Genomic DNA, 12,731 nt, shown 5'->3' on the forward strand with positions numbered 1-12,731 from the left:
GGCGCCACAATAATGGCAAAAAGCTACATCCTCGTCGTTTTCAGAATGGTAGAGGTCGATCCTGCCGGCCCCATAGCCTTGAACAACGCCAGTGCACGCTGATCAGAAGCGTAGGCCACATTGATGCGCAGCCAGTCGCTGGATTCGCCCGTCGGGCTGAAAAGCGTTCCCGGCGTCAGCAACACCCCCAGCCGGCGAGCCCGTGCCTGCACGGTGGAACGGTCGCCGACACCAGGGCGCGCCCAGAGGAACATGCCCCCCGCCGGCACCGCAAACACCTCCCACTCTTCGTCTTCCAGCACCTGCAGGGTCATGGCCATTTCCGTGCTCAGCCGCCGGCGCAGGCGTTGCACCCACTTGCGGTAGGTACCATTGGCCAGCAACGTCGCCACCACCGCCTCGGCAAACCGCGAGGTGCCGATGCCGGTCAAGGTCTTGACCCTGGCCAATTGCGCGATGATCGCCCCGCTGGCCGTGAGGTACCCCACCCGCAAGGCGCTGCTGAGGGTCTTGGAAAAACTCGAGACATAGATCACCCGGTCCTCGTGGGGCAACGCCGACAACCGGGTGCACGTGGCATGTTGCAGGTCGCCATAGACGTCCTCCTCGATGATGAAGAAGTCCTGGGAATGGGCCAGTTGCAGCAAGCGCTCGGCCACCGCCAGGGACAGGCTGGTGCCGGTGGGGTTGTGATACAGGCTGTTGATGAACAGGCACTTGGGCCGGTGCCCGCGCAACAGCGCTTCCAGGGCAGGCATGTCCGGGCCGCCACGGGTGCGCGGCACTTCCAGCAGCTTGACACCGTGAAAGGCCAGTTGGCGGTAAAGGTTGCCGTACCCCGGGCTTTCCACCACCACGGTATCGCCGGCCTTGAGCAGCGTGCGGATCAGCAGGTCCTGGGCGTGGCTCGCGCCGTGGGTGGTGAGAATATGCTCGACCCGGGTTGCCACCTGGATGTGCGCCAGGCGCTTGAGCAGCTGTTCACGCAGGGCCGGCAGCCCCAGCGGCGTGCTGTAGTTGAAGACGGCCGCGGTGTCGGTGCGGGTGACTTCACGAATCGCGTAGCTGATGTCGTCGCTCTCGCGCCAGGTGTCCGGCAGCCAGCCGCATCCCAGTTTCAGTTCGCCCAGTTGATTGTCGATGAAGGCGCCCCACCCCGACTCGGCGCCCTCATACCATTGGTTTTCACCGCGAAGACCACGCTCGGCGGGTGGCTGGGCCACACAGAAACCGGCGCCTTGCCTTGAGGCCAGCACACCTTGGGCAACCATCCGCTCGAACGCCTCGATGACGCTGGACTGACTGAGCAGGTTCTCGTGGGCCAGTTGCCGCACCGAGGGCAACCGCGTCCCGGGGCTGGCGCCGCTCTCGCGAATCCAGGCGGCCAGCGCACTGACGATTTGCTGCACTACCGGTACAAGGGCTTGTCGATCGATCCCTAAATCCATGAGCCACTCACTTAAACTGTTGTCATTTAACCCAAACCAGTTAAGCACAGAAGCCCAATGACAGCCGCGATCAAGATTTATTAAATCATTGATTTAATTGAATTATTTACCTAGTGAAACACATTCAGGTGAGGCATCTGGCCACCTGCGGAAAAACCCCACAGCGCCTCCAACGCTTTTCTGAATGGCATCCGCCTCACTTCCTAAATCGCGGTCGCGCCACCGTCCACCGCCAATGCCTGGCCCGTGGTGAAGGCAGCACCGTCGCTGCACAGATAAAGCACTGCGCTGGCGATCTCCTCGACCTTGCCGATACGCCCGACCGGGTGCATGGCGGCGGCAAATTCGGCTTTGCGCGGGTCAGCTTCATAGGCACGGCGGAACATATCGGTGTCGATCACGGCCGGGCATACCGCGTTGACGCGGATTTTCTTTTTCGCGTACTCGATCGCCGCCGACTTGGTCAGGCCGATCACCGCGTGCTTGGACGCGGCATAGATACTCATCTTCGGCGCCGCCCCAAGTCCTGCCACAGAAGCCGTGTTGACGATGGCGCCGCCGCCCTGAGCCAGCAGCAACGGCAGTTGATACTTCATGCACAGCCACACGCCCTTGACGTTGACGCCCATGATTGCGTCGAACTCATCCAGGCTGCCGTCCGCCAGCTTGCCCTTCTCGATCTCGATCCCGGCGTTGTTGAAGGCATAGTCCAACCGGCCATAGGTGGCCACGGTCTGCTGCATCAACTGCTGCACGTCCGCTTCGAGGGTGACATTGCAGCGCACAAACACCGCTTCGCCACCGGCCTGATGAATCAGCGCCACAGTGCCCTCGCCGCCAGCCGCGTCCAGGTCGGCGACTACGACTTTCAAGCCTTCAGCGGCGAACGCCAGCGCAGTGGCGCGGCCAATGCCGGCGGCCGCACCGGTCACCAGGGCGACCTGGCCGGAAAATGTCATGCTCATGGTGGATGTTCCTTCGATGGGAATGCTCGATGACCCCAGTCTAGCCAGAGCCACCATCGGCGCGTCAGCACTATCAAAAGCCCGGTTGGCGAACCATGAGCCGCAGTGATAACGGCACCGGCATCACTATCATTGCAGTGGATCGGTGGGCATTCGCAGGTGCCGCGCACCTTGCCGGTGCAGCCCGAAGGGTCTATCACTCAAGGTCCACTTCTCAAGAGTCGCTGCCATGACTGCCCAGACCAACCGCCAATTCCTGCTCGCCAAACGCCCGGTCGGCGCGGCCACGCGGGACACCTTCACTTACCAGGAAGTGCCGGTGGGTACCCCCCAGGACGGCCAGGTGCTGGTGCACAACGAATACCTGTCCCTGGACCCGGCCATGCGTGGCTGGATGAACGAGGGCAAATCCTACATTCCACCGGTGGGTATCGGCGAAGTCATGCGCGCCTTGGGCGTAGGCAAGGTGATCGCGTCGAACAACCCGAAATTTGCCGTGGGCGACTACGTCAACGGTGCCTTGGGTGTGCAGGATTACTTCCTCGGTGAGCCGCGGGGTTTCTACAAGGTCGATCCGAAACTGGCGCCGTTGCCGCGTTATCTGTCGGCGCTGGGGATGACCGGCATGACCGCTTACTTCGCCCTGCTGGACACCGGCGCGCCCAAGGCCGGCGAGACCGTGGTGATCTCCGGCGCGGCAGGCGCGGTGGGCAGCATTGCCGGGCAGATTGCCAAGATCAAAGGCTGCCGCGTGGTAGCCATCGCTGGCGGCGCCGACAAATGCAGGTTCCTGGTGGATGAACTGGGTTTTGATGCAGCCATCGACTACAAGAACGAAGACGTGCATGCCGGCCTCAAGCGCGAGTGCCCGAAAGGTGTGGACGTGTATTTCGATAACGTCGGCGGGGACATTCTCGATGCCGTGCTCAGCCGCCTGGCATTGAAAGCCCGCGTAGTGATCTGCGGCGCCATCAGCCAGTACAACAACAAGGAAGCTGTCAAAGGGCCAGCCAACTACCTGTCACTACTGGTCAATCGTGCGCGCATGGAAGGGTTTGTGGTGATGGACCACGCGGCGAATTTTGCCGCTGCCGGGCAGGAAATGGCCGGCTGGATGGCTCAGGGCAAGCTCAAGAGCAAGGAAGATATAGTCGAGGGGCTGGAGACGTTCCCGGAAACGCTGATGAAACTGTTCAACGGTGAGAACTTTGGGAAGTTGGTACTTAAAGTCAGCTGACACACCTCAGAACCAAATGTGGGAGCGGCGGTGCGACGGTTCGACTTGCTCGCGAAGGCGGTAGAGCAGTCACCTTATGCATTGACTGTCACACCGCCTTCGCGAGCAAGCCCGCTCCCACAATTTTTTACCGTGCCCACTTCAGGTCGGGTAGGTCAGGCAATCTCGGCAACTACCGCTGCCAGCGCCTTGGCCGGGTCGGCCGCCTGGCTGATCGGGCGACCGATCACCAGGTAATCGGAACCGGCATCGAGGGCCTGGCGCGGGGTCAGGATGCGACGCTGGTCGTCCTGGGCGCTGCCCGCCGGGCGAATCCCCGGGGTCACCAGTTGCAACGCCGGGTGGGCGGTCTTCAGCGCCTGCGCTTCCAGCGCCGAGCACACCAGGCCGTCCAGGCCAGCCTTTTGCGCCAGGGCCGCGAGGCGCAGCACTTGTTCCTGTGGCTCGATGTCCAGGCCGATGCCGGCCAGGTCTTCACGCTCCATGCTGGTCAGCACGGTCACGCCAATCAGCAGTGGCTTGGGGCCGCTGCGCTGATCGAGCACTTCACGGCACGCAGCCATCATGCGCAAGCCGCCGGAGCAGTGCACGTTGACCATCCACACGCCCATCTCGGCGGCGGCCTTGACCGCCATCGCGGTGGTATTGGGGATATCGTGGAATTTCAGGTCGAGGAACACCTCGAAGCCTTTGTCACGCAAGGTGCCGACAATTTCGGCGGCACAACTGGTGAACAGTTCCTTGCCAACCTTGACCCGGCAAAGCTTGGGGTCCAACTGGTCAGCCAGCTTCAGTGCGGCGTCACGAGTGGGGTAATCCAGGGCGACGATGATAGGAGTCTGGCAGGCGGACATTGGAATGGGCTCTCAGGCAAGTCGAAATCGGCGCGGATTGTAGCGCAAGCAGCGGGTTTGCGGGATCCGATGATCGGTAATTCGCGATTTAGCCGCCAGATTGCGGGCTCCCGGGCAATTGTGTCAAAACAGATACATTCCCGACATGCCTGCAATACCCCCGAAGATTAGCCTCGCACACGTGAACCATCGTACAGAACTTCCAGCCCCGGGGCTGGGCGCCTATGCTGAACGCAACAACCTCGCCGCCGAGCTTCGGCCCGGCGGCCCACCAGGTAGATGATCGCACCATGCAAACCCTGACTCCTGTGCTGAATGACGATCAAAAAGGCTCGCTTGTCGGTGAAGACAAACGCTGGAATACCCGCGCGCTGATTGTCGACGACGACGTGCCGATCCGCGAACTGCTGATCGATTACCTGGCACGCTTCAACATTCTCGCCAGCGGCGTGACCGATGGCGCGGCCATGCGCCAGGCCATGCAAGCCGAGACCTTCGACGTGGTGGTGCTCGACCTGATGCTGCCGGGCGAAGACGGCCTGTCGCTGTGCCGCTGGCTGCGGGCAGAATCGGACATCCCGATCCTGATGCTCACCGCCCGCTGCGAACCTACCGACCGCATTATCGGCCTGGAACTGGGGGCCGACGACTACATGTCCAAGCCCTTCGAGCCCCGCGAACTGGTGGCCCGTATCCAGACCATCCTGCGTCGCGTGCGGGATGACCGCACTGAGCAACGGGCGAATATCCGCTTCGACAACTGGCGCCTCAACAGCGTACTGCGCCAACTGGTGGCCGACGACGGGCTGGTGGTGCCGCTGTCCAACGCCGAATTCCGCTTGCTGTGGGTGTTTATCGAGCGCCCGCGCCGAGTGTTGAGCCGCGAGCAATTGCTGGATGCGGCCCGTGGCCGTTCCATCGAAGCCTTTGATCGCAGCATTGACCTGCTGGTCTCGCGCCTGCGCCAAAAACTCGGGGATGACCCCAAGGCCCCGCAGTTGATCAAGACCGTACGCGGTGAAGGCTACCTGTTCGACGCCCGAGATATCGGCTGATGCGCAACGCCTTCAACACCCTGTTCGGGCGGCTGTTCGGTGTGTTGCTGGTAGCGATTGTGCTGGCCCACGCGCTGGCATTCTTCTGGTTTCACCATTATGGCCCGCCGCCCCCTCCGCCCCACGAGACCTTCATCGAGCAACCGGACGGCAGCCTGACGCCAATGCCCAAGGAGCATCGCCGTCCCTGGTTCGGCGGGCCTGTGGTGCCGCTGACCTTCCAGTTTATCTCGCTGATCATTGCCGCCTGGTACGGCGCCAAGCTGCTCAGCCGGCCAATCCAGCGCCTGAGCGCCGCGGCCGAGCGCCTGAGCCTGGACCTCGACAGCCCACCGCTGAACGAGTCCGGCCCACGGGAGGCGCGGCAAGCGGCGTCGACCTTCAACCTGATGCAAAAGCGCATCCGCGAACAGGTCACCCAGCGTGCCCGCATGCTGGGCGCCGTGTCCCACGACCTGCGCACGCCGCTGTCACGGCTCAAGCTGCGCCTGGAACAGATCGAAGACACCAAGCTGCAGGGCCAGATGCGCCAGGACCTGGACGACATGATCGGCATGCTCGACGCCACCCTGAGCTACCTGCACGAGCAGCGCACCAGCGAAACCCGGCATTGGCTGGATGTGCAGGCGCTGGTGGAATCCCTGAGTGAAAACGCCCAGGACCGCGGCTCCGATGTGCAATGCAGTGGTGAGTGCGCGCCGCTGCAAGTGCAACCGATGGCCCTGCGTTCGTGCCTGAACAACCTGATCGATAACGCCCTGCGGTACGCCGGCACCGCGCGCATCGAACTCGCGGACACTCCGCAGGCGCTGGTGGTGAAGGTAATCGACCACGGCCCGGGCATTGCGGCGGATAAACGCGAGGCGGTGTTTGAACCGTTTTATCGGCTGGAAGGCTCGCGCAACCGCAATTCCGGTGGCGTGGGGTTGGGCATGACGATTTCCAAGGAAGCCGTGGAACGCCTCGGTGGACGGCTGAGCCTGGAGGAAACTCCGGGCGGCGGCCTTACCGCCGTAATGTGGCTGCCAAGGGCGTAGGAATGGTTCCTGCGCCCTGCAGGAACCATTACTGCCCGGTTTTATCTTCCCGCCGCACCTGAGCCTGGGTAGCACTCCAGTCCGTCAACAAGCTATACGCTACCGCCAGCAATGTCGGGCCGATAAACAGGCCGATAAAGCCGAACGCAATCAACCCGCCAAACACCCCCAGCAACACGATCACCAGCGGCAGGTTGCCGCCACGGCTGATCAGGTAGGGCTTGAGCACGTTATCGACGCCGCTGATGATGAACGTGCCCCATACACCGAGGAACACCGCATAGGTGTAGTCGCCCTTCCAGGCGAGCCAGGCGGTGGCCGGGATCCAGATCAGCGGCGGGCCCATCGGAATCAGGCTGAGCAGGAACGTCACGATCCCCAGCACCAAAGCCCCCGGAACACCGGCAATCCAGAAGCCGATCAGCGCCAGCAAGGCCTGGGCGGCAGCGGTGCCGATCACACCGTTGACCACCCGCTGCACCGTACCCGCGACCAGTTCGATGTAATAACCCGCCCGGTCGCCGATCAAGCGCTCCAGCAAGCGATGCACAAACATCGCCAGGCGCGGCCCGTCACGGTAGAAAAAGAACACGAACACCAGGCTCAGGGTCAGTTCCAGGATGCCGCCGCCGATCTGCGCACTGCGGGCCAGCAACCAGTTGCCGACCTGGCCCAGGTACGGTTTCAACGTGACCATCAGTGCCGCGCCCTGCTGGTCGATGCTGTCCCACATCGCCACCAATCGTTCGCCGACAAAGGGAATGGAGCCGAGCCAGGTGGGCGCCGCAGGCAAGCCATCCACCTGGATATCCTTGATCAGGCCCACGGCATCGCGCACATGGTCGGCCAGGTTGAACCCCAGCCAAACCAGCGGCAACGCCACCAATAGCATCCAGACCAGGGTCAGGATCCCGGCGGCCAGCGATTCGCGACCGCCCAGCCAGCGGGTGAGCAAGCGCATCACCGGCCAACTGGCAAACGCCAGTACCGCGCCCCAGAACAGCGCCGACCAGAACGGCGCCATCACCCAGAAGCTGGCACCAAACAACACCAGCAGCAGGATCTGCACCAGCAGGCGATCGTTATTGAGCATGTGGTTTCTCGAAAAGAAGTCTGTAAGAGCAAGAGCTTAGGCGAACGGCGCGGGTCCGTTCGCCCTGGAACGGTCAGCGTATCAGATGCAGGTGCAAACCCTTGGCTTCAGTGGTGCCGGTTTCCAGGCGCGCCGCACGTACGCCCTGATCGATCAAGCCCTGGCGCCATGCCTCGGCGGTGGGCCCGGTCAAACTGACCCGCAACGTGGCATCCAGGTTCAATCCGCGGGAAATAAGGGTGAGCCAGGTGGCGTCAGGCTCGGCGCCCAGCTTGGGAAAATCCAGCTCGCCAGTGCTTTTCAGTTCCCGCAGCAGCGTAGCGGAGGTCGGCAGCAAATCGCCCAACGGTGCGCTGGCGTCCATCTGTTCCACGTGCAGGTACGCCCGTCGATTGCCCCGGGTGATGCCGTACAACGCGACCAGGGAGTTGTCCTGCGGGGCCGCCAGGCGCAGCAGCAGGTATTCCTGCTGGCCGTCGGCGCCCACCAGCTTGGCATTGCCGAACACTTCATTGGCCCACAGGCTGCTTTCACCGCAATCACGGGCCTGGCACCAGAACAGCAGTTGCGCGCCCTGGGCCTGCAAGGCTTCGCGGGTGGCGGTAAAGGCGGCGCTGGAGGTGTGCTCGGCAGGCAGTTCATAGGTGATGGCAGTGGCTTGGCCGCGGGCGGTGGCCTGGCCTTCATAGCGCAGCTGGCCGCTGATCTTGCGGATCGAGCCCAGCGGGTAGATACGTTCTTTCTCTTCGGCGGGACGGTAGTCGACGATCTGCGCGTCGACCTGACGGGCCACGGCGGGCAAGTCCTGGCTACCCGGTACGTCGGCGGCAAACACCAGCGGGCTGAAACAGCACAGCCCCAGAACACGGAAAAATCCCTTCGGCATACTCATCGGATCGGCGCGCCCTGGCCATAGGGGTGCGCTGCGGTGTTGAGATCGTTCATGGTTGACTCCCTTTCGATCCGCCCAGCCTCGGCAGTTGACCCCGCCAAGTCAAGGCGTGGAGAAGAACCGATTGAAACAGTCTGCAACAAGGGTAGCGCCTGGCTCGTCATTCAGGTGCAAATGATGGCCACCGGGCAAGGTAGTCACCTGGAACGGAAGCCCGGAAAGCAATTCGGAATGTTTCGCCAACATGCCGTCTTCGGCGACCACCAACTGTGTCGGACAGCCGACTCGGCGCACGAAGGCCATCGCCTGTTCTTCTGTCAGGCGCATGGGGGAGGCCAGGGTCAGGCGGCTGTCGCTGCGCCAGGTGTAACCACCCGGCACGGGCATCAAGCCACGCTGGGCCAGCAGTTCGGCGGCTTCACGACTGACTGCCACCACGCCTTTCATCCGCGCTTCCACCGCGCGATCAAGGGTGCTGTACACCGGCTTGCGCTTGTCCTGCAGGTTCATTTGCGCCTGCAACGCCATGCCGAGGCGTTCGGCGGCGTTGTCTGCGGTGCCGGTCGGCGGGATCACGCCATCAATCAATCCCAGGTGCGTCACCCGCTCCGGCAAGGCGCCGGCCAACACCAGGGAAACGATGGCGCCGAGGGAGTGGCCAAGTAATGCAAAACGTTTCCATCCCAATTGTTCGGCGACTTGCAGCACGTCGTGGACGTAATCCCACAGGGAATAACCGGCGCCAACGGGTCGATGGGCCGAGTGACCATGGCCGGCCATGTCCAGCGCAACGATGCGCAGGCCATCGAGTTTCGGTGCCAGGCGGGCAAAGCTGTTGGCGTTGTCCAGCCAGCCATGCAGGGCAATCACCGGCAAACCGTCTTCAGGGCCGAACAGATGCGCCGCCAACTCGATGTGCGGCAGCGCCAGGCGGACTTCTTCGACGGGCGCAGTCATGCGCAACTGCGCTCGCGCTGGCGAGCTTCCCAACGGGCAAACAGGTTCTTGATCAAAGTGGCGGTGTCCTGTGGGCGTTCAAGGGGAAACATGTGGCCGCCGGGCATGGTCAGCATTTCGCCCATGGGCATGCGCCCCACGCCGCTGGCATGGTGACGCATCACCACCCGGCTCTGGCGACCACGCACCACCGCCAGCGGCACTTTCAGTTGCCGGGCCTGGCCGGGGCTGGTGTGGGGTACGCCGCGGTAGATGCTGATTTCGGTGGCCGGATCAAAGCGCAGGCGCAGGCGATCACCCACCGGCTCCAGGCCGTGTTGCAGGTAGGCATCAAAACAGTCGGGATCAAAGCCGCGAAACAAGGTCTTGCCAGCGAAGTACTGGCGCGCAGCCGCCAGGTCGGCGAACTCTTCACGACGGCCCAGGGTGCGCCCCGCCGGGGTCAGCCGGTCAATAAAGCCGAAACGCTTGGCCGCGCGGATCACCCAGCGATCGGCCAGGGTCAGTACCGGCGAATCCAGCATCACCACCCCGCGATACAGCTGCGGGCTACGCATGGCCGCGTGCAGGTGCAGCACGCCACCCAACGAATGGCCCACGCCCCACACCGGCTCCGGTTGTTGCTCAAGGTGGTGGATCAGTTCGTCCACCAGGTTCTGCCAATTGTCATCCACTGGAAACCGGGGGTCGTGACCGTGCTGCGGCAAATGCGCGACGGCGTACTCCGGGGCCAGGGCGGCAAACAATTTGCCGTAGGTCGCCGAAGGAAAGCCATTGGCGTGAGCGAAAAACACGTGCTGCGACATACCTGATCCATCACCGTAAACAGAGTGTTGATTCTCCCCAGACCCGGCAGTCACGGCAATGACTGTAACTGCCAGGAATGATGACACTCACGCCACGCCTATCGGGCCGGCGGCTTCTCCCCCAGCGGTACCACGGCCATGGTCAGGCGCGATACGCAGCTGGCCTTGCCTTCATCGCTGGTCAGGCGGATGTCCCACACGTGGGTGGTGCGCCCGATATGAATCGGCTTGGCCACCGCCGTCACCCGCCCGCTGCGCAAGCCGCGCAGGTGGTTGGCGTTGATTTCCAGGCCCACGCAATAGAACTTGCTGGCGTCGATGCACAGGTAACTGGCCATGGAGCCCACGGTTTCCGCGAGTACCACCGACGCGCCGCCGTGCAGCAGGCCGTAGGGTTGATGGGTGCGGTGGTCGATCACCATGCTGGCCGTCAGGGACTCGTCGTCAAAACGTTCAAAGCGGATATCCAGTACTTCACCGATGGTGTTTTTCTGAATCGCATTCAGTTGCTCGATATTCGGTTGGGTGCGCCACAGGCTCATTGATCGGTCCTTATTGGTTTTATGTCAGTGCTCAATCCTGCCACAGCACGGCTTCGGAGCGCTCGCTCCAGGCCAGGAACTGCGACCCGTAGGCTGATTCAATCACGTTGCGCTTGATCTTCAAGGTCGGCGTGAGAAAACCGTTTTCCACCGCCCAACTGTCTTTCACCACCACCAGTTGGCGCAAGCGCTCATGTTTATCCAGCACCTGGTTGACCTCTTCCAGCAAGCGTTCAAGGCTGCCCTGCAAAGCCTGGCGCCCAGCGCCTGCGGCATCTTGCAGGCCCACGGCAGATAACACGCACAGGCCCATGGGCGCACTCAAGCCATCGCCCACCACGCACACCTGCTCGATGCGTGCATGTTCGGCCAGGCGGTTTTCAATCGGCGCCGGGGCCACGTATTTGCCTTTGCTGGTCTTGAAGATTTCCTTGAGCCGCCCGGTCAGCCGCAGGCGGCCATCGGTGCCCTGCTCGCCCTTGTCGCCGGTGCGCAGGAAGCCGTCGGCGGTGAGGGTCTCGGCAGTTTTTGCCGGGTCCTTGTAATAACCGAGCATGGTCGCGCCGCTGCGTACCTGGACTTCGCCGTCGTCACCGATGCGCACTTCGACGTCCGGGCATGGCGGGCCTATCCAGCCGAGTTTCTGCTGGCCGGGGCGGCACACGTGGGAGTAGCCGCAGCTTTCGGTCATGCCATAGACCTCCAGCACATCCAGGCCCAGCCGGCGATACCAGACCAACAGTGCTTCGGGCACGGGGGCTGCGCCGGAGATCGCCACGCGCACAGCGTCCAGGCCCAACCCGGCGAGTACTTTGTGGCCGACCCGCTTGCCGATGAAGGGCAGGCGCAGCAAGGTATCGAGGCGGCTTGCGGGGATTTTGCTATAGACGCCCATCTGGAATTTGGTCCAGATCCGCGGTACGCCGAACAGCGCTGTTGGCCTCGCCCGTTTGAGGTCTGTCAGAAAAGTGTCGAGGCTCTCGGCGAAAAATACTGTCTGTCCGGTGTAGATCGAGGCCATCTCCACGAACATGCGTTCGGCGACGTGGCACAGCGGCAGGTAGGACAGCAGGCGGTCGCCCTCCCCCAGGCCGAACAGTTCAGTGCCGCGGATGGCCGCGAAGGCCAGCGCGCCGAAGCTGTGCATCACGCCCTTGGGCAGGCCGGTGGTGCCGGAGGTGTAGATGATGGTGGCTAGATCGGATGCTGCGGGCGCGGGGTTGTCCTGAATGGGTGAGCAGGCTTGCAGGTCGGCCCAGGTGAAATCGAATTCGCCATCGGGGCACAGCGGCAGGCTGATGGTGGGCAGGTCGGCCTTTACTCCGGCGGACATGGCGGGCCAGTCATCCAGTTTGCCGATAAATGCCAGTGCGGCTTCGGAATGCTCGAGTACGTGGGCGACGGAGTCGGCGGTGAGGTTGGGGTAGAGCGGGACCGAGACGTGGCCGGCCATCCAGATGGCGAGGTCGGCGATGATCCAGTGGGCGCAGTTTTTCGAGATCAGGGCGATGTGGGAGCCCTGGGGCAGGTCGCGGGCTCGCAGCCAGTGGGCGGCGCAGCGGGCCTGGTGGCCGGCTTCGGCCCAGGTGAGGGTTTGGACCTCGCCGCCTTTGATGGGCTGAACCAGGAATCGTTGCCGTGGGTGGCGGGCTTCGCGGTCGAAGAAGACTTGCAGCGGCAAACGAATAGCGACAGACATGGACGCGCTCCTTTGTGTTCCGATGGTAGCCAACCAAGCACTTGCTTGGCTGACTATTTCATGGGAGCGCGGGGGGTGCAAGTTCTGCTGTTTGGGGGTATATCCGTTATTTGGGTGATGGCTGAAATGGGTTCCGCTCTTACAGC

Annotated in this window: 12 protein-coding genes; 3 read left to right on the plus strand and 9 right to left on the minus strand. The window is 62.9% G+C overall.

Annotation, left to right across the window (positions count from 1 at the left end; translation table 11 throughout):
- Positions 1-23 precede the first annotated feature (23 nt).
- Both HX786_RS22110 and HX786_RS22115 read right to left on the minus strand, forming a co-directional pair.
- Positions 24-1,448 (minus strand): PLP-dependent aminotransferase family protein, encoded by a 1,425-nt coding sequence (locus tag HX786_RS22110; protein WP_178912588.1) that lies wholly within the window; start codon positions 1,446-1,448, stop codon positions 24-26.
- A gap of 203 nt (positions 1,449-1,651) precedes the next feature.
- A complete protein-coding gene (locus HX786_RS22115) occupies positions 1,652-2,413 on the minus strand; it encodes an SDR family oxidoreductase (protein WP_008431261.1) in 762 nt (253 codons plus the stop codon).
- Positions 2,414-2,642: 229 nt separating this feature from the next.
- Here HX786_RS22115 and HX786_RS22120 point away from each other — a divergent pair, with 229 nt between their 5' ends.
- Positions 2,643-3,650, plus strand: coding sequence for an NADP-dependent oxidoreductase (locus tag HX786_RS22120; protein WP_178912589.1), 1,008 nt, complete (start codon positions 2,643-2,645; stop codon positions 3,648-3,650).
- Between the two features lie 155 nt (positions 3,651-3,805).
- On the opposite strand, the gene pyrF is transcribed toward HX786_RS22120, so the two are convergent.
- Positions 3,806-4,504, minus strand: a complete 699-nt coding sequence (gene pyrF / locus HX786_RS22125) for an orotidine-5'-phosphate decarboxylase (RefSeq protein ID WP_003217180.1) — start codon at positions 4,502-4,504, stop codon at positions 3,806-3,808.
- 290 nt (positions 4,505-4,794) lie between these two features.
- Here pyrF and HX786_RS22130 point away from each other — a divergent pair, with 290 nt between their 5' ends.
- Together HX786_RS22130 and HX786_RS22135 are read left to right on the plus strand one after the other, a co-directional pair.
- The gene (locus HX786_RS22130; RefSeq protein WP_087695371.1) at positions 4,795-5,559 is read left to right on the plus strand and encodes a response regulator; all 765 of its coding nucleotides are present in this window, start codon (positions 4,795-4,797) and stop codon (positions 5,557-5,559) included.
- Positions 5,559-6,596, plus strand: coding sequence for a cell wall metabolism sensor histidine kinase WalK (locus tag HX786_RS22135; protein WP_003217175.1), 1,038 nt, complete (start codon positions 5,559-5,561; stop codon positions 6,594-6,596). The genes HX786_RS22130 and HX786_RS22135 overlap by 1 nt, the downstream gene beginning before the upstream one ends.
- A 28-nt stretch (positions 6,597-6,624) precedes the next feature.
- Here the strand turns inward: HX786_RS22135 and HX786_RS22140 are convergent, their stop codons facing one another.
- The 6 genes from HX786_RS22140 to HX786_RS22165 form a co-directional block, all read right to left on the minus strand.
- A complete protein-coding gene (locus HX786_RS22140) occupies positions 6,625-7,689 on the minus strand; it encodes an AI-2E family transporter (RefSeq protein WP_003217173.1) in 1,065 nt (354 codons plus the stop codon).
- Positions 7,690-7,762: 73 nt separating this feature from the next.
- Positions 7,763-8,581 carry a DUF4892 domain-containing protein gene (locus HX786_RS22145; RefSeq protein WP_003217171.1) on the minus strand — a complete coding sequence of 273 codons (819 nt, stop codon included), beginning with the start codon at positions 8,579-8,581 and terminating at the stop codon, positions 7,763-7,765.
- Between the two features lie 102 nt (positions 8,582-8,683).
- Complete coding sequence (locus HX786_RS22150; protein ID WP_087695368.1) at positions 8,684-9,538, minus strand: alpha/beta hydrolase; 855 nt, start codon at positions 9,536-9,538, stop codon at positions 8,684-8,686.
- A complete protein-coding gene (locus tag HX786_RS22155; protein WP_008431257.1) occupies positions 9,535-10,344 on the minus strand; it encodes an alpha/beta fold hydrolase in 810 nt (269 codons plus the stop codon). The genes HX786_RS22150 and HX786_RS22155 overlap by 4 nt, the downstream gene beginning before the upstream one ends.
- A gap of 98 nt (positions 10,345-10,442) precedes the next feature.
- A complete protein-coding gene (locus tag HX786_RS22160; protein WP_102369642.1) occupies positions 10,443-10,886 on the minus strand; it encodes a hotdog fold thioesterase in 444 nt (147 codons plus the stop codon).
- Positions 10,887-10,917: 31 nt separating this feature from the next.
- On the minus strand, positions 10,918-12,585 hold the full coding sequence (locus HX786_RS22165) for an AMP-binding protein (protein WP_102369643.1): 1,668 nt from the start codon (positions 12,583-12,585) through the stop codon (positions 10,918-10,920).
- Positions 12,586-12,731: the final 146 nt, after the last annotated feature.

Origin of the sequence: Pseudomonas sp. 21615526 (assembly GCF_013386245.1) — a bacterium.
Lineage (GTDB): Bacteria > Pseudomonadota > Gammaproteobacteria > Pseudomonadales > Pseudomonadaceae > Aquipseudomonas.

Coding starts and splice junctions, on each gene's coding strand:
- HX786_RS22110 (WP_178912588.1), bottom strand. CDS start 1,448: ATGGATTTAGGGATCGATCGACAAGCCCTTGTACCGGTAGTGCAGCAA.
- HX786_RS22115 (WP_008431261.1), bottom strand. CDS start 2,413: ATGAGCATGACATTTTCCGGCCAGGTCGCCCTGGTGACCGGTGCGGCC.
- HX786_RS22120 (WP_178912589.1), top strand. CDS start 2,643: ATGACTGCCCAGACCAACCGCCAATTCCTGCTCGCCAAACGCCCGGTC.
- pyrF (WP_003217180.1), bottom strand. CDS start 4,504: ATGTCCGCCTGCCAGACTCCTATCATCGTCGCCCTGGATTACCCCACT.
- HX786_RS22130 (WP_087695371.1), top strand. CDS start 4,795: ATGCAAACCCTGACTCCTGTGCTGAATGACGATCAAAAAGGCTCGCTT.
- HX786_RS22135 (WP_003217175.1), top strand. CDS start 5,559: ATGCGCAACGCCTTCAACACCCTGTTCGGGCGGCTGTTCGGTGTGTTG.
- HX786_RS22140 (WP_003217173.1), bottom strand. CDS start 7,689: ATGCTCAATAACGATCGCCTGCTGGTGCAGATCCTGCTGCTGGTGTTG.
- HX786_RS22145 (WP_003217171.1), bottom strand. CDS start 8,581: ATGAGTATGCCGAAGGGATTTTTCCGTGTTCTGGGGCTGTGCTGTTTC.
- HX786_RS22150 (WP_087695368.1), bottom strand. CDS start 9,538: ATGACTGCGCCCGTCGAAGAAGTCCGCCTGGCGCTGCCGCACATCGAG.
- HX786_RS22155 (WP_008431257.1), bottom strand. CDS start 10,344: ATGTCGCAGCACGTGTTTTTCGCTCACGCCAATGGCTTTCCTTCGGCG.
- HX786_RS22160 (WP_102369642.1), bottom strand. CDS start 10,886: ATGAGCCTGTGGCGCACCCAACCGAATATCGAGCAACTGAATGCGATT.
- HX786_RS22165 (WP_102369643.1), bottom strand. CDS start 12,585: ATGTCTGTCGCTATTCGTTTGCCGCTGCAAGTCTTCTTCGACCGCGAA.